Genomic DNA, 20,481 nt, shown 5'->3' with positions numbered 1-20,481 from the left:
TTAGTCCGATTACAACAAAGTTAACAGCGCCTGAACGGGATGCTTGGGCTTCGTTCCTTCAAAGCGTTTAACTTGGCTGCGGCAAGAATAGCCTGTAATCAAACATCTCTCGTTATCCAACTTATCTAAGCTCGGCTTCCAGCTTAAATTGTAAATGTCTTTCGACATCGACAACTTATCAACCTCATGACCAAACGTACCCGCCATACCACAACAACCAACAGGTACCGTATTCAAAACTGCACCAAAGTGAGCAAAAATAGCGCCCCACTCTTTTTCCGCATTTGGCATTTTGGTTTTTTCAGTACAGTGCGCAAACAGATACCAAGGTTCCTGCGCCTTATGCTCTCCGCTTTCAAACGCTTCTAGTCTTGGGTAAAGCCATTCGTGGGCTGTTAGTACATCGAAATTACCTCGCTTACTGCCAAGCACTTCAGCGTATTCATCTCGATAACACAGCACCAAAGCAGGATCGACGCCAACTAGTGGGATATCCAAATCCGCTACCATCGCCAAGAACTTCGCTGTGTCGGCTGCTGTGTCCTTAAACTGACGTAAAAACCCTTTAATGTGTTGTGCTTTACCATTCGGCTTAAACGGCAGAAGCACCGGATTCATACCCAGCTTTTTCAATAACTTAACGAAGTCTTCAACGACATCAGCGTCGTAGTAACTAGTGAATGGGTCTTGAACAATTAAAACATGCTTGCTCTTTTCAGACGAAGACAAACCACTGAGCGCTTGCAGATCATAAGGCGTTGTCAGCGACTCTACTCGTTGTTTCAAGGTGGGTACTGATAACAACGGCGCATCGACATACCCGACCGTAGATGCCGTTAAACTTTTCACCCACGACTGCTTCAAAACACCATTTACGACACCTGGCGTTTTCGCCATCATCGGCAGCATAGTCTCAATGTTGGCAACCAGATAGTCTTTTGCAGGACGTTGGTAACGAGAGTGATAGATGTTTAAAAAGCGCGAGCGAAAGCTCGGAACATCGACTTTAATCGGACACTGACTCGCACACGCTTTACACGCCAAACAACCATTCATCGCTTCATACACTTCGTGAGAGAAGTCATACTCGTGACGACGATTGATAGAATGACGTACGCGGTCAATCATGGTTTTGATTGATATTTTGTTTTCTAGTGTTTGCTTTTCTAAGTCAAGAATATCAATGCCTTGCTCAGTAAGCTGACGCAACCACTCGCGAACCAAACCCGCACGACCTTTCGGTGAATGACGACGATCGGCTGTTACTTTCATCGATGGACACATTGGCGAGCTAGTATCGTAGTTAAAACACAAACCGTTACCGTTACATTCCATCGCTTGTTTAAAGCTGTCACGTACTTGAACGTCAATCTGACGGTCATAGTAACCACGTTTGGTATCGGTAACTTTGACAAGCTCTGCATCACTATCCAGCGGTGTACAGATTTTGCCCGGGTTCATTTTGTTGTGTGGATCGAATGCCGCTTTCACACGTCTCAGTTCAGTAAACAACTCGTCGCCGAAAAACTCAGGGCCATATTCTGAACGGAAACCTTTGCCGTGTTCACCCCACATCAAACCGCCGTATTTCGCCACCAGCTTGACCACTTCATCAGAAACTTCGTGCATCAATGCTTCTTGGTGCGGGTCACACAAATCCAACGCAGGACGTACGTGAAGCACCCCTGCATCGACGTGACCAAACATGCCGTAATTCAGAGACTTGCTGTCTAACAGTTCTCGAAACTCTACAATGAAGTCCGCCAGGTTTTCTGGTGGCACACAGGTATCTTCAGCGAATGCGACCGGTTTAGCACGACCTTTTGCTGCGCCTAACAAACCCACCGCTTTTTTACGCATGTTGTAAATACGCCCAATGCTAGCTACATCGTTACAAACTTGGTAGCCGATAATGCCCGCTTCTTCTGTTTCCAACATGGTATCGAGCTTGGCGGTCAATGCTGCAACCTGAGCAGCAACTTCCTCTTCGTCCTGACCTGCGTATTCCACCATGTTGATGCCAAGCATCTCTTTATTTGGAACATCGGTAAGTAAATCGCTCACGGTGTGCCAAACGATATCTTGCTTCGCGAGATTAAGCACTTTTGAGTCAACGGTTTCTACAGACAGCGCTTTCGCCTCTACCATAAACGGTGCATTACGCAGTGCAGAATCAAAGCTGTTGTATTTAACGTTAACCAAAGTACGTGCTTTCGGAATTGGCGTCAGGTTCAGCTTTGCTTCGGTAATAAATGCCAATGAACCTTCCGCGCCGCACAGTACTCGTGTGATATCGAAACGGTTACCGTCTTCATTCAAGGCATTTTTTAAATCGTAGCCCGTTAAAAATCGGTTAAGAGGAGGAAACTTATCTACGATCTGCTGGCGTTTTTCACGACATACGGATTCCGTTACACGTAGCGCCTTGGCAGCAAACTCGCCTTCTTTTGGGTAACCATGAGACAAGTCCGACTCTAAAATTGAACCATCAGCAAACACCGCTTGTAGCGACAAAACATGATCGGATGTTTTTCCGTATTTCAGAGAACCTTGACCAGAAGCATCGGTGTTGACCATGCCGCCAATCGTTGCACGGTTACTGGTAGATAAGTCTGGAGAGAAGAAGTAGCCATAAGGACGAACAGCGTCATTTAACTGGTCTTTCACTACACCAGTTTGTACACGAACCCAGCCTTCTTTCTCATTAATCTCAAGCACTTTGTTCATGTGACGAGACATATCCACCACAATACCTTTGGTTAGCGACTGACCATTGGTCCCTGTGCCGCCACCACGAGGTGAAAAGGTAATTCGTTCGTACTTTTCTTTATTGCTCAGTTTCCCGAGGAGAGAAACATCTTCAGTCGTTTTGGGATGAACGACAGACTGAGGAAGTTGCTGGTAAACACTGTTGTCAGTGGCAACCGCTAGTCGGCTTGAATATTGGCTTTCGATATCGCCAGTGAATCCGGCGTGCTCAAGCTCTTTCAGAAAACTAAGAACAAGAGGATCGACATCAGTTTGCGAGTGTAATCTTGGTAACATTTGCTTCCTGCCCCTACGACGCTGATCCGATCAGCTGCGGGTTGTGTAATTATTTGCTCACTTCTCATACAAATTGGCGCTAAGCGAAAAAAAACACCACAAAAGAGTTAGTGAAGTAATATTCTTTGAATTTCGTCACTTTACAACATTTAAAAAGACGAGCAAATCAGAATCTCGATACAATAATTAAACTTATGCTTTATTTTTTCACGCTTGATGCCTTACATTGGGGAACGAATCGCGTTTCTAGATGAGTTTTCAGAATGAAAAAAAATAAAATTGTGACCACTGAAGATATCCTTCTCAAACTTTGCCAGTCTGTTTCTGGCGTACTTACTTCGGCGACATCTTCTCAAGTAAATTATTCAGCAATGGTGCAAAAAATCCACAAGACTAGCCTCAAACCAGATTTTGGCTGTTTTGTTCTGTTTGATGGCGGATTTACCGGGCTAGTTGTGATTAATTTTACGGCAAAAGCCGCACTGGAGATCTACACCAACTACATGCGTAATATGGGCATGCCAGAAGAAGAGCTGGCAATATCTCATACTTCTGACGAGGTAGGCGATGTTCTGGGTGAACTCATGAATCAACTGGTCGGAGACTTCACTAATAAAATTCGTAAAGACCTGCAAACGAACATCACACAAAACCAACCAAAAATGCTGGCGCTGAATAAGCAAGTTATCTTACAAGTTGATACCAACCTTGACCGCCCTCAAGCGCGCAGAGTGACATTCTCCACCGAAAACAACAATATTTTCTATCTCGAGCTAGCAATGGATAAAACTGAGTTCATCCAACTGGAAGAGTTTGAAGTTGCTGAAGACGAAAACCCAGACGACATTTTAGAGGCAACACGTAAACAGTTGGCTGAGAAAGAATCTAAATCGTCGGGATCAAACGATGATGCCGATGACTTGCTCAACCAGCTCGGGTTGTAATTCTAACGAATCTTAATGAAGAATGGCTTCTTAGACACAAGTACGACTTCATACTGATTACGACGAACTAAAACGCCAGCCTCGCTTAATGCGAGGCTTCTTTTTATGTGCAGAAATTATCTTCAGTCCCACCTTGTATTTCGTTTTTATGTCAAAAAAGGTAATATGTCTGACTTCATAAATTTTCTGCTTTCGTTACTGGTTGTCGATGGATAAACAAAAAGCTCTGAAAAAAATCGCCAAGTGCTTAGAACTGGGCAATTCCGCTAATGTTAATGAGGCTGCCAATGCTATCAAAATGGCACATCGCCTCATGCTTAAATATGGTCTCGATAAAGACGATATTGAGTTCATCAGAATGGGAAAAACACAATCTTCTCATCTGCTACCAGCGAACATCAGTTCTACCATATTGCGAGTGATTCGCGGCATTAACACAAAATTCGGTGTCGAAGCAGTATTGTTGAATCACAAAGGGCTCAAACGTGTCGAATTTATCGGTGAAGCAGATCGCGCTATTTTTGCTGCATTTGCTTTCGATATTGTTTATCGCGAGATGAACGAAAGTACCGGACAATTCCGAAACAGCTTTGCTGGCACCGGCACCTCTTCTCAGGAAGTGACTCGCCGTGTGAACTCATTTGTATCTGGCTGGGTGGAAGGCGCGATTGAAAAATTGCCAATTATTTCTCCAGATGAAGAGTCGGCCAATAAAATTAATGACTATATTGATAAAGAATTCCAAAACATTGACCGCGAAACGTTCAAGAAGCAATTGAAAGAAGCGATGAAAAACCTAACTGAAGACTACGAAGTGGGCTTAAAGAAAGGTAGAAAGGTTTCAGTTAACCGTGGAGTGGGCGGCGAACAAGCACGTAAAATGTTGGGCGATTCATCGAAATAGCCAGAATAGTAAAGGATTCACATAAGCAGCAATGACTTCGATGTCTATGGGGCTTACTTTGAGAGCTTTGGCAGTATTGATAGGAATTTTCTTACATAAACTCTTATCAATCTTACTTTCTCATAACAAATATTAATGCTTGTTTATTCATAATTCGCATCCCATTATGAGGCATGGTTTCGCCTCAGTTTTATACGGAGATTTTCCCTTGAAAAAGATGCCTATTGCACTAGCTCTAGTGCTAGCTCTTACTGGCTGTCAAGCCACTCAACGCCAAAATGCAACAACGGGTGAATACGAAACTAACTCCACCACGCAAGGCGCGCTTATTGGTGCGATCGCTGGCGCAGCAATCGGCCTAGCAACGGGTGATGATGCTAAAGAACGTCGTCAGCATGCACTCATTGGTGCAGCCGCAGGCGGAGCGACTGGCGCTGGCGTTGGTTACTACTTTGACCAACAAGAAGCGGAATTACGTCGCGCTTTGCTAAACTCTGGCGTACAAGTTCAGCGTGTTGGTGAAAATCAGCTTTTACTGCGTATGGAAAACGGTATCGGCTTCTCTTCAAGCTCTTACCAGCTTGATGCTAGCATCCATAATACTCTACGTGGTGTTGCTCGCATCCTAGTTGAGTACCCAGATACCAGTCTCGTTATTGATGGTTACACGGATAGCACAGGCAGTGAGTCATACAACCAAACATTGTCAGAGCGCCGTGCAGAGTCCGTACGTCAATTCCTAGTATCTCAAAACGTTGCACCTGGTCGTGCAATTGCACGCGGCTACGGCGAACGTAACCCAATTTGCTCAAACCAAACTTCTGAAGGTCGTGCGTGCAACCGTCGTGTTGAAATCCAGATCTTGCCACTGAAGTAATTTGGTTGCACCATAACGGTAATAATAAAAAATTACCGGAGCAGGCCTAACCATTATCGTTAGGCCTGACATATTAATGTCTGTCAAAACGTCTGCCCTACTCTGCTTATTTAGCCTCAGCTTTTCTGGCTACTCACTTGCCTCTCAAGCTCCAAATGACCCCATCGAACAATACGAGTACGCACAACAATTATTGGCATCAAACAAAGCTGAAGCCTCACCAGAAACGCGCTACTGGCTAGAGCAATCCGCCAACCAAGGTTACCTCCCTGCGCAAAAACAGCTCGCGAACGACTTTGCTAAAGGGATAAATGGCGAAAAAAATGAAACACAAGCGTTATATTGGCTAACCTCTATCGCACTCAATGACCCAACCGATCGTGGCTTTCTTCTCGCCGATTTTATTCAGCGCAATCCAGATAAGGTCACAACTGCTCAATTGACTGAAGCCTTGTATCAAATGGCTTCTCAGCATAATCCAGCAGCAGAACAAGCTTATAATCAACTGTTAGAGCAGCGCTTCAACCAACTGCGAGCTAAACAAGTCTCGCAAATAAAGTCGCTCGATAAAAAGGCTGAGCAAGCACAGGAAGAGAAAAGCACAGTTGCAAACCCCAAAGTTGAACACTCGCAGTTTTTATGGCTGATCTGGCTAGCGGCGATACTCATCATCAGCGGCTTAAGTTTTCTCGTAATCAAGAAACTTAAGCAGAATAGAAAAGCGCTTGAAGCCAAAGAGGAAAGCCAAAATCAACGAATGGCGAAAAAAATAAAAGAGCTAGAGTTTACGAACAAGCAACTGAAACGCCAGCTAGAGAAAGTATTCAAAGAATTTAAGAAATCCAAAACCCAGGCAGAGAACCATAAGCTAAGCGTCGCGTGTGCTATGTTTGGCTACACACCACAACACATCCCTGATTTACAAGCAATCAAGCTACGCTATAGACAGCTATCAAAGCTTTATCATCCTGACACAAGAGGCAGTGAAGAAGAAATGAAGCGACTCAATCATGCCTTTAAGCTCGTCTCACAAAATGTTACAAAACAGTAAAAATAGGTCAGGATACTTTGGCTAGCATGCTTTTAGACCTATATAATCAAGCGCCGCAATCGATCTCCCTCTCAAACAAATTAACAGACATTTAACTTAAGTCGCGCTTTTATGCCATAATGCCCGGCGCAAAATAACACCTAACGACTCAAATTAATCTAGGTGGGGAGAAAATCAATGTTCACTGAAGAAGGCACCTGTGATTGGTGTAAAAAACCTAGCCTTGTAACTCGTCACGATTATTTAGATGGCAAGCACCACTGCTCATGTAAAGCTTGTTACGACATGGCGAAAATCGACGTGCGCCTATTTAACCAAGGCGAATTACAAATGCGCGAACGCTTGCAACGAGCGAGCTAAGCAAGACGGAATCAACGGAACTGATTTTCAAAGGCGCCTTTTAAGGCGCTTTTTTGATCGGCCAAGCCCTATTTCCAATCTCTATCTCGTATTCCCTCCTATCTTACATAGCATGTCGCATCGGTTATCAGCCCTCTTCCACTGTATACAAACCACTGTCCGTGAAAAACACCTGTATATACAGTAGTAAACCCCTGTATGTCTCTCGTCCAACTTTCTACTCACCTCACATTTTTAAATTGATGTTAGACATATCAGAAATGAAAAATAAACAAATGAATTCAATTACTTAAAGTAAAATCCTTTTATTTCCTTCTCAAAAAACCGCAAATAACTTTTGAGAAACTTGTTGATCAGGTCGCCAAAACAAACTACTGTATACACATACAGCATGTATAAAGGAACAGTAAGATGCAGTTACAAAGTCAATCTCATACATACTCTCGCTACAACGTATTGGCACAAGCAACTAAGCCCATGGCCGTTTCGGATCAGCTTCTATCTAAGCTGGCTGTTTTATCGCAGCAGAAACAATGGATTTTGTTTACAGCAGACTGCCCTCGTCCAGACTTTGAACAACTCACTACTTCTAATATTTGCTGTAAAAACGTTATTCAAATGAAGCCCTCTCAACAGCTTTCAGAAGTCGAGATCGTGATAAAAGCTATTCAGTCTGGTAACGCTAGCGCTGTCGTCGCATCGAACAAGATTGCCCTAATGAATCAATCAATGCTTCGCGATATTGCTCAACGTTATCAGTGTGAAGTCTTTTTCGTCGAAGGCAGAGTTAATAAGTACCACTAACAAGATCGACGTTATCCATCCTGCATCTCGCCTCCTTTTTAAGGGGGTATTTTTTTGTATTAAAGAAAACAGGCAAACGTTTGCTTTTTCTCTGGCGAGTTAAAATAGTTCTGGTATGATGCCCACATTCGATTTATTCAGCGCCCACATTTTGCTGAATATCTTCTCTTTCTGACGTTTGATTAAGATGATAGGAATGTCGCAATGAGCCTTGCTAATCAAGTACTTGCCGTCAATGACGACCTGCCAATTCGCACCCATAAACCCGTTCATAGTGGAAAAGTTCGTTCAGTTTACTGGTTAACTGAAGAAGACAGCGCCCGACTGATCAAAGAAAAAGGATACAATGTCGCTCCAGATGCGCCTTTGGCTATCATGGTGATTAGCGACCGAATCTCTGCATTCGATTGTATTTGGCATGCTGAAGGTGGTCTTAATGGTGTCCCGGGTAAAGGGGCTGCGCTTAATGCGATTTCTAATCACTGGTTCAAACTGTTCAAAGAAAATGGCTTAGCAGATAGCCATATTCTAGACATTCCTCACCCTTTTGTTTGGATTGTACAAAAAGTCAAACCGGTAAAAATCGAAGCCATCTGCCGCAAATACATCACGGGTTCGATGTGGCGCGCTTACGCAAATGGCGAGCGCGAGTTTTGTGGAATCCAACTTCCTGAAGGGTTAGAAAAAGACAAAGCACTGCCAGAGTTGCTAATGACCCCATCCACAAAAGGCATTCTAAAAGGCATTCCCGGTGTGCCAGAAGCGGATGACGTTAATATTACTCGTCAAAATATCGTAGACAACTACGAAGCATTTAACTTCTCAAGTGCGGACGATATCGCACTCTACGAAAAACTGCTGAAAGAAGGCTTTAACGTTATCAGCCAAGCATTAGAAACAATTGACCAAATCTTTGTCGATACCAAATTCGAATTTGGTTATGTTCATGATGCTGCTGGCAATGAAAAGCTGATTTACATGGATGAAGTGGGTACACCAGACTCATCTCGTATATGGGATGCTAAAGAGTACCAAGCAGGTCACATCGTAGAGAACTCAAAAGAAGGTTTCCGCCAGTTCCTACTTAACCACTTCCCTGACCCAGATATCTTGCTAAATAAAGAACGTATGCCAGAGCGTGAAGCACTCGCTCGTGATAATGCTTTACCCGTCGAATCTTTGATGGCGATTTCGAGCACCTACATTGGTATTGCCGAGAAGATTACAGGCAAGCCGATTCATTTGAGTGAGAATCCGAAAGCGGAAATCATCGAAGTTCTGAGCAAAGAATACGGATTGATTGACTAGCACTGTCGCTAGATTGCTAAACGCTTTCCAATAAAAAGTCCGCACTAGCTTGCGGACTTTTTTCGTATTAGGCTCAGTTTAGCCGATATTTAACGTAGTGCCATCTGTTGTGGAGGCTGACTTGGTCGTCACCTGATATGTTTTGTCTTTAATCGTTGATACGAAATACCAGGTCGACTCTGCCTTGCCGGGCGTAAAAGTAACGCGCATAAAGCCACGCTGTTTGATGTCTGCCCACTGTAATTCTGACACTAAGTGCGGCAGCGTGTATTCCATTTGAGCGATCGCGACAGGGTCTAACGCGAGGTAGGCCTCTAACCCAGGGGAACTCACAGAGCTAGTCGCAAACTCTACCCCGATAGGATGCTTAGATACGTCTTTAAGCTCACTTGCCCATGCGTTGTGCGTATCTCCGGCCAAGCAGACAAAGTTACCACTGCTGGCTTTGACCAGTTGATAAACTTTCTCTCGCTCAACGTAGTAGCCATCCCATGCATCTAGGTTATATGGCAAAGCAATGGTATCTAAACTTGGGTCAGAGAGATAACCCGTAATCGCAGAGTTTACCGCTAATAACGCCTCTGTTTTTTGTTCTTCAGTGGCAGTAAACAATTGAAACATCGCGGTCATAACCGAACTTGGCAACTCCATACGAGACATTAACACTTGTTGCCCTAGCACATTCCAAGTTGCGTCGTGCGTACTGAACGCATCCATCAGCCAAGCGAGTTGGTCACCGCCTAACAGCTCTCGGTCTTGACTACGCGACTGGGCAACTAAACCGCCAATAGCTTCCATCGTTGGTGAGCTGAGCGAGAAATAATCCAACGGTTTATCACGCCCCACAAGTCGCGTGTCGAGCATCATCAAATTGACTAAACTTCCAAACGAAAACTGACGGTAAATCAGCATGTTTGAGAAAGTGTTTTCACGAACGGGCAACCATTCTGTCCACGCGGCAGCCGCAGCTGCACGACGATCATTAAAACTGCCTTCCTCTTCTTGATGGTTTTCCGCACCATTTTTCCAAGTATCATTTGCAAGCTCATGGTCATCCCAGACAGCAATCATTGGTAGGCTCGCATGTAACGCTTGCAGATCAGCATCTTGGCGATATTGCGCATACCGTTTTCGGTAATCATCTAAGGTAATGCATTCAGTGCCTTTGCTTGGCTCTCGCCCTAGATCCTCAGCATCTTCAATAGCGTAGCCACCAGCACCATACTCATAAATGTAATCACCGAGATGAAGCACCACATCAAACGGGTCTTGCTCATGTTGATTTAAGATCTCTCGATACACATGGAAATAGCCAGCAGGATAGTTTGCACAAGAAACAACCGCCATGGATGCCTTTTCTACACCATCCTCTGGTAATGTTTGCGTTTGCCCGACTTCGCTAGTGACATCTCCAACCATGAATCGATAGTAGTAGCGAGAATTTGCGTTGAGATTTTGAACATCGACTTTTACCGTGAAATCTCGGCTCGTGTCTGTGGCAAAAGTGCCACTTTGCACGATATCAGTAAAATTTTCGTTAGATGAAACTTGCCAGCTTACATCTGCGTAGCTCGCTGAGGTTGTAACACGAGTCCAAATAATTACTTGTGTTTGAGTAGGATCTCCACTCGCCACTCCGTGCTCAAAGGTAACCGCAACAGATTCACTAGCATCGCTACCACAGCCCACCAGCCCGGTAACAATCGCCGTTGAAGAGGCAGCTTTCATAAAGTCTCGACGAGACAAAGACATATTGACTTCCTTTCTTATTGTGTTTGTTTTTATGCCCAAATGACGTGGTGACTCGATCATCCTTGTGTGCCAATAAGGGACGTTAATTCGAACTTACAGTACCAACCACTTAGTCGGTAATTTGTCCTAAAAACACAAAGTTAGAAGCTAGTTATGACAATTGCATTTCCAAACGTTACATTTTTGTTAATTTAAGTGCAAATACTCTATATTCATCACACTTCCAAGACCTGTGACAAAAACCTCAAAATAAAAAAGCGACCTACTTTGAGGTCGCTTTTCATTGCACTATTGTTAAGTGGTACATCGATGAAGTGGAAATGCTCAGCCTAAAACTTGATGTTAAGGACATCTTGTTCTGACGTATCCACCTTCAACTGACTGCGAGATTCTATGTACTCGATTTGCTGAACATCGAGCGAATATGGCATAACGACTCGCAATTCATTGATCCCTTCATGTTTAGCTAGCTGGGTTAAGCGGACCAAATTGGATTCATCACTTTTACGAGAAGACATCGATTTTAATGCGGCATCCCACAACCGATCTTCAGGCTTGCTCAATTCCGCAATGTTCTGTTTCCACATCAAACCGAAAATAGGCGCGATGGTGGCAAATGCCTCTAAAAAGGTCCATTTCTTACTACCTGTCGCTCCTAAAAAGCTAGTGTAGTCGAATTCAATGCACGTCTTTCCTTGTTGATCCATTCTATGCCCCCGACACTCGAAAATGAGATATACCAAATATCGTTCAACTGTTTTGATATAGCAATGGGATATAAAACATTCGTCTTTTATGCCCTAATTTACATACAAAAGGAAATATTAAAACCAGCTTTGTAACAACTGATGTACAGCTTCGCCATATATAAGCATTCAATTGATTAATATTTCAATTAAGAAACTAAAAACAACACACAAGTAACGCTATCAATATGAAATAATTATAGATTCACCAAGAAAATATCAATTCTTGTCACAACGTCATCCGCCGACCTACTTCACATCAATCACTCGACTGGCCTTTTTATACTGTATCTTCCAACCAGCCCAGCGTGGCAGCTCCCAACGCTTCGGGTCTCCCTTACGGTTTCCCTCTCGATAAACGACCTGTACCAGCTTGCGAGACGCGTAATACTCGACATCTAGTTGGAGTTCTGGCAGCGAAAGTTCTAAAGGGTACTGCTCCGTGAAATCGTCGTATTCCCATTCTGGAACACCGTTAAATGTTAAGTCTTCTGGTTCAAACAACGCCATATCATCGATATTTTCAACGCCTAATGTTTCCAACTGATCCTTTAACCAGCTAGAAAATGTCAAGGAGGCCAAGCCGTTAACCTCTTCTCCTTCGGCATTAAGGCCCAATGCGTTATAGAGCTTCCAGTGTTGTATTTGCTGTTTTCTTTGAGAAGCAAAACCTGGTAACAGTGTCTCGTCTTCTATCATTTCGACAATAGACTGAACAGCAACATCACCTTTTAACGCTTGATGTTCAGTACAGATTGTTCGCCCGGCGTAGACCAAATGCATCGTTGCTCTTGGGGTCTCCTCTTCATAATTCGTCTCACCTTGTTGCCACTCCCCCACCTCAAGTTCGCGTAATAACGTCAGGGGAATAGGCATCATAACCGATGCGAGGTTTAGTGTTTGCTTAACACCTCGTCCTGGCACGCTATGGCTGTCTAGCACGATTGCCGCTTCTTCTTTGTCAGGAAAGCGGCTGTTACGCCCAACCAGCATCTCGACTACGCCATTTCCTAGAGCATCCCTTCGACGAGCTCGTCGGACAAACACAAGCTCAGGGTGCAATGAGGCGATGGAGAAAAAGAGCGCTTCACGTTTATATCGAGAGGCAACGTCAAGTTCCGGCAATTCAAACACTTCTCGCATTTGTTTCGCTAAACCTTGTGCCTCTTCGAGCGCGCTAGCATCAATGATAATGCCTGAGAGTTGCTCCCCCCGAACCAAACGGATCAGTAAAGAGGCATCACATCCGTATGGCTCATCTTGAGATAGAAGCTCAGCGACTTCACCACTTTGTCGCTGATAGAGCTGCGCAGGCACAGATAAGGCGGCAGCCAAATCAATCATTGCTTCCTTCTCTGGCTTCGCTTGAATTCTGGTAACGAGATCGGCAAACAGTGCATCAATAGGTAGTGGATATACTTTTCTCCCGTGCTGCGTGACATTGCCATCCTCATCAATCGCTTCCATGGATAACAACGTCGAATGAGATGCCTCTAGCGAATTTGGGGGAATTGAGTCGAGAAAATCGAGTGTTGAGAGACGGTACCCACAACAAGCCGCTGCCAGCATGGGCTCGACGAGCTCTTCTCTGTGTAATTCTGGAGGTGTCACCAACTCTAAAGGCGCGTGCTCACCATATAGACGAATACAAGCCCCTTCGGTAACGCGACCAGCTCGCCCCATTCGCTGCGCGGCACTGGCCTTAGAAATGTTGGTTAATGTCAGTGCTGTACGTCCATTTCGTTGTACAGTTCTGCGCTCTAAACCACTATCGATTACCACACGGATATTAGGAATGGTCAGAGAGGTTTCCGCGACGTTGGTTGCCAATACGACTTTCCGTTGCTTTTGTACCGTCAGCGCACGATGTCGTTCTTCATCACTGACCGAGGCATGAAGTTTAACCACCATGACATCACTGCTGCTTTGTAGCATCTGCGCGCATTGGGCGATCTCTTTACGTCCTGGGAGAAAAACAAGAATATCGCCATCTTCATCTTCCAGTGCTTCTTTTACCGCTCCGACAACCTCCTGTTCACATCCCTTTTTGTTCGGTAAATAGCGGCTGTCTGTAGAACGATGTGTCACCGTGACTGGAAAGCAACGTCCCTCCGAACTCAGGCGCTTAGCATTCAGGTAACGAGCAAGCTTTTCGCCTTCTAAGGTAGCGGAAGTGACGATCAATCGATGTTGATTTTCTTGCTTCAAAATGGCGGTTAATAGATCAATATCCCAGCGTCGCTCGTGAAATTCGTCCACTATCACGACATCAAAGTCTGCTAGCTTGTTTTCCGAAAACCAACGCAGTGCAACCCCCGGAGTCACAAATACAACTTCGGTTTTTTCATCAAAGTAGGCATGAAGCTTGATCGCGTAACCGACTTTGCGACCTATTGGCTCTCCAGATTGCTCCGCAAGAAATTCAGCCAGCGAGGTACAAGCAATTCGACGTGGTTCAATAACCAGAACGCGTCCGTGTTTTGCCGCCCACATGGGCAAGCGGGTAGATTTACCCGACCCGGTTTCGGCTTCCACCACAAGATGGTTAAGGCTTACATGATGGTCAAACTCGGCTTGCAGGCTGTCGATAGGTAGTTGAAACATAGAAATTGGATTTGATTTGATGATGCAAAACATTATACCCAAGTAAAAAAATCCTGCTTTAGGTATCTCTAAACAACCAATATTGCCGATATTTTCGTCGGTATCTGAATTTTTTTGCGACATTACATTGATGTGCATCAACGCATGTTTACAACTAAATAGTGAACCCGTTAAAATTTGGTGCGCATCCTTCAACCCTACATAAGGCACCCAATGAACAACGATAAACGCCCACTATATATTCCATATGCGGGTCCGGCTCTTTTAGCAACCCCTCTTTTGAACAAAGGCAGTGCATTCTCTGCTGAAGAACGTAGTTCATTCAACTTAGAAGGTCTGCTTCCAGAGTCGACCGAAACTATCCAAGAGCAGGTGGAACGTGCCTACCAGCAATACAAAAGTTTCGAAAGCGATATGGATAAGCACATTTATCTGCGTAATATCCAAGACACCAACGAAACATTGTATTACCGCCTAGTGCAAAATCACATTTCTGAGATGATGCCTATCATCTACACACCGACTGTTGGCGCAGCATGTGAAAACTTCTCTAACATTTACCGTCGTGGTCGCGGTCTGTTCATTTCATACCCAAACCGTGACCGTATTGACGACTTGCTGAACAACGCAGCAAACCACAACGTTAAAGTGATTGTTGTGACAGATGGCGAACGTATCCTTGGCTTGGGTGACCAAGGTATCGGCGGCATGGGTATTCCTATCGGTAAACTGTCACTATATACCGCGTGTGGTGGTATCAGCCCTGCTTACACGCTACCAATCGTGCTTGATGTGGGTACCAATAACCCGCAACGCTTAGCTGATCCGATGTACATGGGTTGGCGTCATCCTCGTATTACGGGTGCAGAATACGATGCATTTGTAGAAGAGTTTATCCAAGCGGTACAGCGCCGTTGGCCTGATGCTTTGATCCAGTTCGAAGACTTTGCTCAGAAAAATGCGATGCCTCTTCTAGAGCGTTACAAAGACCGCGTGTGTTGCTTCAATGATGATATTCAGGGTACTGCTGCTGTTACTGTTGGCTCTCTACTTGCAGCTTGTAAAGCAGCAGGAACTCAGCTTTCTAAACAACGTATTACCTTTCTAGGCGCAGGGTCTGCTGGTTGTGGTATCGCAGAAGCGATCATCGCACAAATGGTATCGGAAGGAATTTCTGACGAGCAAGCTCGCTCGCAAGTTTACATGGTTGACCGTTGGGGTCTGTTACAAGAAGGCATGCCTAACCTTCTTGATTTCCAACAACGCTTGGTGCAAAAGCATACCAATACGAAAGAGTGGGAAAATGAAGGAAATGGCTTCTCACTACTCGATGTAATGCGTAACGCGAAGCCAACGGTACTAATTGGTGTTTCTGGTGCTCCTGGCCTATTTAGCCAAGAAGTCATCGAAGAAATGCATAAACACTGTAAGCGTCCGATTGTCTTCCCACTGTCGAACCCAACAAGCCGCGTGGAAGCGACACCGAACGACATCATTCGTTGGACAAATGGTGAAGCACTGGTTGCAACAGGTAGCCCATTTGAGCCAGTGGTTCATGAAGGTCGCACTTACCCTATTGCACAATGTAACAACAGCTACATCTTCCCAGGCATTGGCCTTGGTGTACTTGCTGTCAATGCAAAACGTGTCACTGACGAGATGCTAATGGAATCAAGTCGCGCGTTAGCAACATGTTCTCCTCTAGCAATCAACGGTCGTGGGGCTCTACTTCCACCACTAGAAGAGATCCACTTAGTATCGAAAAAAATCGCATTTGCCGTTGGTAAAAAGGCAATTGAACAAGGTGTCGCATTAGAAATTACTGATGAAGCATTGAACGTGGCGATTGAACAGTCGTTCTGGCAACCTGTTTACCGCCGCTACAAACGCACTGCGTTCTAAGCTTGAGACAATTCGTTTAATAATTAGCCCCTACCATGTAGGGGCTTTTATTTTTTTATCATCCTAACCAGATTTTGGCATAAATGGGCTTCTCTCTTTTTGTTTCTATCAGATATGATGAGAACTACATTTTTAGTTAAGGATATAAAACGTTTTGTTGTTTTCTCGCATAAGATCAAAGTGGAAGCTGAAATTTTCCTGGAAGCGATTTGCTTTGATTTTGTCGATCTCTGCACTTAGTCTGCTTGTTTCTGTTATTGCCATCGACCGATGGGTGGTTTTACAAGCCAAAGAGAGCATTTTCACTGAATACGAGCAAATCCCTCAACATGAGGTTGCCGTAGTTCTTGGTACCAGTAAGTACATCGGAAAGATCCTCAACACTTACTACACTCATCGCATTAATGCGGCGATTGAGCTTTACAACCAAGGCAAAGTAAAACAGTTTTTATTGAGTGGCGATAACGCCCACCGTTCATACAACGAACCGTGGACAATGAAACGCGATTTACTTAAAGCAGGCGTGCCTGAAGAAGTGATTCACCTTGATTATGCTGGCTTTCGTACCTTAGATTCGATTGTACGAGCTAAAAAAATTTTTGCTTCGGAGCGATTTCTGATTGTGACTCAGCGCTTTCACTGTGAACGCGCACTGTTCATCGCTGATGCTTACAGCATTGATGCGCAGTGTCTCGCGGTAGCAGGGCCGACGGCCAACAAGCAAAAAACATCGATGCGTGTTCGAGAACTGCTAGCCCGTGTGAAAGCGTTTTTAGACCTGTATATTATCAATACGCAGCCTAAGTTTCTTGGCCCTCAAGAACCTATCGTTGCAGTAAAAGAACCAAATAAAACAGCTAACGAGCCCCTTCAAGTCCCCGTCGAATAGAGGAATAACGTGGCTCATAAGCCTAGTAACAGCCTAGTAACATTTCTATAAAACAAATGGGTAGTTTTCTACCCATTTCCAATTCTCAACATCACACTTTCTAATTTGCTCTACGATTCAGGCAAAACTCTTTTTCGCATTCAAAGTAACATTTCATCAATAAATAACTACAAGTCAGTTACTTTGCCATAAAAAACCGACAAAAGGCAATGCAAAAGGAGCACTACCCATGACCGCACTCGCTGTGACATTGAAGAATTGGTTCTTCACTCGCAACAGCATGATTTTGAACGCGAATATCCTATTGTTCATTATCTTGTTTAATACCTTACCCTTTGAACCACAAGTAGTAACCGGCCTGAGCATCTTAGTTTTTGTTGCTATTCTGTGGCTAACCGAAGCGATTCACGTCAGCATTACTGCGCTGCTCATACCACTACTTGCGGTATTTTTGGGTGTGTTCAACACTCAAGCCGCACTGAATAACTTTTCCAACTCCATCATTTTTCTATTTTTGGGTGGTTTTGCACTAGCTGCGGCTCTACATAAACAAAAGTTAGATCAAGCGATTGCAGATAAAGTACTATTGCTGGCAAGAGGAAAAATGTCTGTCGCTGTATTCATGCTATTTGGTGTGAGTGCTGGCCTGTCAATGTGGATTTCAAACACCGCCACCGCCGCGATGATGTTACCGCTTGTGCTGGGTGTGATGACAAAGCTAGACGCCAAGAAAAACCACAACACCTTTTTGTTCGTTCTACTCGGTATCGCTTACAGTGCTTCAATTGGTGGTATTGCAACACTGGTTGGTAGCCCACCAAACGCAATTGCAGCAGCTGAAGTTGGCCTTAGCTTCACTGAATGGATGAAGTTTGGTGTACCTATTTCCCTAGTATTAATGCCAATCGCTATCCTCGTATTGTACACGATGACTAAGCCTGACCTTAGCCACAAGTTTGACCTTGACCATCAACCAGTCGAATGGACAAACGGCAAAATGATTACGTTGGCGATTTTCTTACTGACCGTGACGTTGTGGATATTCAGTAAGCCTATTAACGCTATGCTGGGTGGCTTCGCGAAGTTCGATACTCTTGTAGCTATTGGCGCCATCCTTCTACTTGGTGCTTCTCGCGCCGTCGAGTGGAAAGATATCGAGAAAACAACCGACTGGGGTGTGTTAATCCTATTTGGTGGTGGTATCTGTCTGAGTAACGTCCTAAAAGCAACCGGAACAAGCGTATTTTTGGCTCATAGCTTGTCAGGCTTCCTTGAGCAAGCCGGTATTCTCTTAACGATTCTTGCAGTGGTTGCTTTTGTTGTCTTCTTAACTGAGTTTGCGAGTAACACCGCCAGTGCTGCACTACTTGTCCCTGTATTTGCGACCATTGCAGAAGCCTTAGGCATGTCTCCGGTTATTCTTTCTGCACTGATTGCCGTCGCTGCATCTTGTGCATTTATGTTACCAGTTGCAACACCTCCAAACGCGATTGTGTTCGGTACGGGTCATATCAAGCAAAAAGAAATGATGCGAATTGGTTTCGTATTAAACATTGCGTGTATTGCTGCACTAACGCTCTTCGCTTGGTTGTTCTGGTAAAAATAGCAAGTTCGATTAGCACTACACTGCTGCTCACGGTAATCGTATCGATAACCCAAACTTCCCCCCTAAGTGGTGTTCAGCAGTTTCCCTCTTGGTGGCCAGTTGGCCACCTTTTTTCTTTCCTTTCAGTGAACGGCTATCAGGCTTGCTTCTTTTCGCAAGCAAGTAAACCATAATGAGCTTCCACTCGGTTGCGGCCATTGCGCTTCGCCTGATACAACACTTCGTCAGCTCTCGCCATGGTTTCTGAGACGCGTTCATTCTGCATTTGGGCAACGCCAATACTGCAAGTTAATGAATCACCGTGCACCCACAAATGATCCTCCACATTTTTGCGAATCATTTCTGCCTTCTCTAACGCTTGTTCAATATTGGTATCAGGGCAAAATACGACAAACTCTTCGCCGCCCCAACGAACGAGTCGATCGTCTGAGTAAATAGAAGTCGCTACCACCATGACAAATTCGCGCAATATGTCATCCCCCATTTGGTGCCCAAATTTGTCGTTCATTTTTTTAAACTTATCCAAGTCCAAATAGAGAATACTGAAGGTGTTATGCCCCCAGCGAACCTGACGAGATTGTTGTTCCAGCCAGTGTTGCACAGCATATCGGTTCATCGCGCCCGTCAAAGCATCTCGATGCGCTAACTCTGCAAACTCATAGTTTTGAGCTCGCAAAGTATCATTCACCTTTTCCAAATGACGGTGACGCTTTTGCGCTTTTTCATAAGCCACTCTATTTTTTCGTAACTCATGCAGTGAAAAAGCCAGTCCAAGCGCCATCCAAGAGAGTAATAATGCATACAACAATGTTTCTTGCGCAAGGTAAGCGCCTTCAAACTCAATTTTATCAATCACAATTCTATGTTTACCAAGTGCCGCACCAGACCCAGTTGCAATATCAATACGTGTGATGTTTGAAAATTCAGGTGCAGAGTGCTCAATCGCGACTCCGTTATCTGCTAACCACCAGGTCATCACCTGAAGATTTTTAATCGGAATTTCGACAATATCGCTCGAACCCGACGGAGAAAACTGCATGCCATTATATTTAATGGTGTACTCGTCGTCCGGCTTGGAATACTCAGAATTATAATTGCGAAGATACAAACGTAGGTCGTGGCTAGGGTTAGCCCCTATTCCTGCCTCTTCATATCGCACCTTCAATCGAATCGTATGGTAGTTGGAAAGGTCAATACCCTGTGTTGGCGTTGCTGAATCGGTATAAACCGAGATTCCGCAGTAAGGCCAAGCATACGAGCTCTGCTTTAGTTCACAGCTAAGGACTAGGCTTTGCCGATCGTATGTGATATCTGCATCACTCACACCTCCTTCACTGGCATCTTTAGTTGCATAGATATTGAAATGCTCAGGTGTAATGGTCAGCTTTCGCGTATCGCCAAGCACACTATAAAGGGCAACCAAACTGATAGTGCAAATAGAAAGAGCAAAGATAAAGTTATGGATCCACTTCATGGGCAAGTGACCTGCTGAGATTATACAATACGTGGGGTTCAATAATTTCAAAAATGAAATCAAGGTGATTTATCAAGAAATAAAATCGCTTTTTCATTCAATTCTTAGTTTCGACACATGGTAACGGATTTTGAACCGTTATCACGTTTTAAAATTTCTAAAAAGTGCAGCCCAACTTCTATTTGCGAAGCATTTCACAGCCATAATTTTTAGAA

At 44.4% G+C, this 20,481-nt stretch carries 15 protein-coding genes; 10 read left to right on the top strand and 5 right to left on the bottom strand.

Annotated features, from left to right (window positions below):
- Nucleotides 1-9: 9 nt before the first annotated feature.
- Nucleotides 10-3,045, bottom strand: a complete 3,036-nt coding sequence (locus R7R78_RS00485) for an FAD-binding and (Fe-S)-binding domain-containing protein (RefSeq protein WP_213868404.1) — start codon at nt 3,043-3,045, stop codon at nt 10-12.
- 263 nt (nt 3,046-3,308) lie between these two features.
- Here R7R78_RS00485 and R7R78_RS00480 point away from each other — a divergent pair, with 263 nt between their 5' ends.
- From R7R78_RS00480 to R7R78_RS00450, 7 genes are all read left to right on the top strand, one after another.
- Entirely contained in the window at nt 3,309-3,989 is a 681-nt protein-coding gene (locus R7R78_RS00480) for a DUF3334 family protein (RefSeq protein ID WP_005388843.1), read from the top strand.
- A 208-nt stretch (nt 3,990-4,197) separates the two neighbouring features.
- Nucleotides 4,198-4,893, top strand: a complete 696-nt coding sequence (locus R7R78_RS00475) for a DUF2786 domain-containing protein (protein WP_005377954.1) — start codon at nt 4,198-4,200, stop codon at nt 4,891-4,893.
- Between the two features lie 217 nt (nt 4,894-5,110).
- Nucleotides 5,111-5,770 (top strand): OmpA family protein, encoded by a 660-nt coding sequence (locus tag R7R78_RS00470; protein ID WP_005377956.1) that lies wholly within the window; start codon nt 5,111-5,113, stop codon nt 5,768-5,770.
- Between the two features lie 76 nt (nt 5,771-5,846).
- Nucleotides 5,847-6,821 (top strand): molecular chaperone DnaJ, encoded by a 975-nt coding sequence (locus tag R7R78_RS00465; RefSeq protein ID WP_054577920.1) that lies wholly within the window; start codon nt 5,847-5,849, stop codon nt 6,819-6,821.
- 177 nt (nt 6,822-6,998) lie between these two features.
- Nucleotides 6,999-7,181, top strand: a complete 183-nt coding sequence (locus tag R7R78_RS00460) for a hypothetical protein (protein ID WP_213987233.1) — start codon at nt 6,999-7,001, stop codon at nt 7,179-7,181.
- Nucleotides 7,182-7,592: 411 nt separating this feature from the next.
- The gene (locus R7R78_RS00455) at nt 7,593-7,985 is read left to right on the top strand and encodes a SulA-like leucine-rich domain-containing protein (protein WP_225472794.1); all 393 of its coding nucleotides are present in this window, start codon (nt 7,593-7,595) and stop codon (nt 7,983-7,985) included.
- Between the two features lie 204 nt (nt 7,986-8,189).
- Nucleotides 8,190-9,293, top strand: a complete 1,104-nt coding sequence (locus R7R78_RS00450; RefSeq protein WP_225472793.1) for a phosphoribosylaminoimidazolesuccinocarboxamide synthase — start codon at nt 8,190-8,192, stop codon at nt 9,291-9,293.
- Nucleotides 9,294-9,371: 78 nt separating this feature from the next.
- Here the strand turns inward: R7R78_RS00450 and R7R78_RS00445 are convergent, their stop codons facing one another.
- From R7R78_RS00445 to R7R78_RS00435, 3 genes are all read right to left on the bottom strand, one after another.
- On the bottom strand, nt 9,372-11,045 hold the full coding sequence (locus R7R78_RS00445) for an alkaline phosphatase D family protein (RefSeq protein ID WP_225472792.1): 1,674 nt from the start codon (nt 11,043-11,045) through the stop codon (nt 9,372-9,374).
- A 329-nt stretch (nt 11,046-11,374) separates the two neighbouring features.
- The gene (locus tag R7R78_RS00440) at nt 11,375-11,752 is read right to left on the bottom strand and encodes a hypothetical protein (protein ID WP_005377965.1); all 378 of its coding nucleotides are present in this window, start codon (nt 11,750-11,752) and stop codon (nt 11,375-11,377) included.
- 288 nt (nt 11,753-12,040) lie between these two features.
- Entirely contained in the window at nt 12,041-14,395 is a 2,355-nt protein-coding gene (locus R7R78_RS00435) for a helicase-related protein (protein WP_225472791.1), read from the bottom strand.
- A gap of 213 nt (nt 14,396-14,608) precedes the next feature.
- On the opposite strand from R7R78_RS00435, the gene R7R78_RS00430 reads away from it, so the two are divergent.
- The 3 genes from R7R78_RS00430 (at nt 14,609) to R7R78_RS00420 (ending at nt 18,786) form a co-directional block, all read left to right on the top strand.
- Nucleotides 14,609-16,297, top strand: a complete 1,689-nt coding sequence (locus R7R78_RS00430; RefSeq protein WP_005377977.1) for an NAD-dependent malic enzyme — start codon at nt 14,609-14,611, stop codon at nt 16,295-16,297.
- 154 nt (nt 16,298-16,451) lie between these two features.
- Nucleotides 16,452-17,186 carry a vancomycin high temperature exclusion protein gene (locus tag R7R78_RS00425; RefSeq protein ID WP_151514699.1) on the top strand — a complete coding sequence of 245 codons (735 nt, stop codon included), beginning with the start codon at nt 16,452-16,454 and terminating at the stop codon, nt 17,184-17,186.
- 229 nt (nt 17,187-17,415) lie between these two features.
- Complete coding sequence (locus R7R78_RS00420) at nt 17,416-18,786, top strand: SLC13 family permease (RefSeq protein WP_017634863.1); 1,371 nt, start codon at nt 17,416-17,418, stop codon at nt 18,784-18,786.
- Nucleotides 18,787-18,928: 142 nt separating this feature from the next.
- Here R7R78_RS00420 and R7R78_RS00415 read toward each other — a convergent pair whose 3' ends face one another.
- Nucleotides 18,929-20,266, bottom strand: coding sequence for a GGDEF domain-containing protein (locus tag R7R78_RS00415; RefSeq protein WP_225472790.1), 1,338 nt, complete (start codon nt 20,264-20,266; stop codon nt 18,929-18,931).
- Nucleotides 20,267-20,481 lie beyond the last annotated feature (215 nt).

The sequence above is a fragment of the Vibrio sp. 2134-1 genome (assembly GCF_033339495.1).
This window is presented reverse-complemented; position numbering and strand designations above follow the sequence as displayed.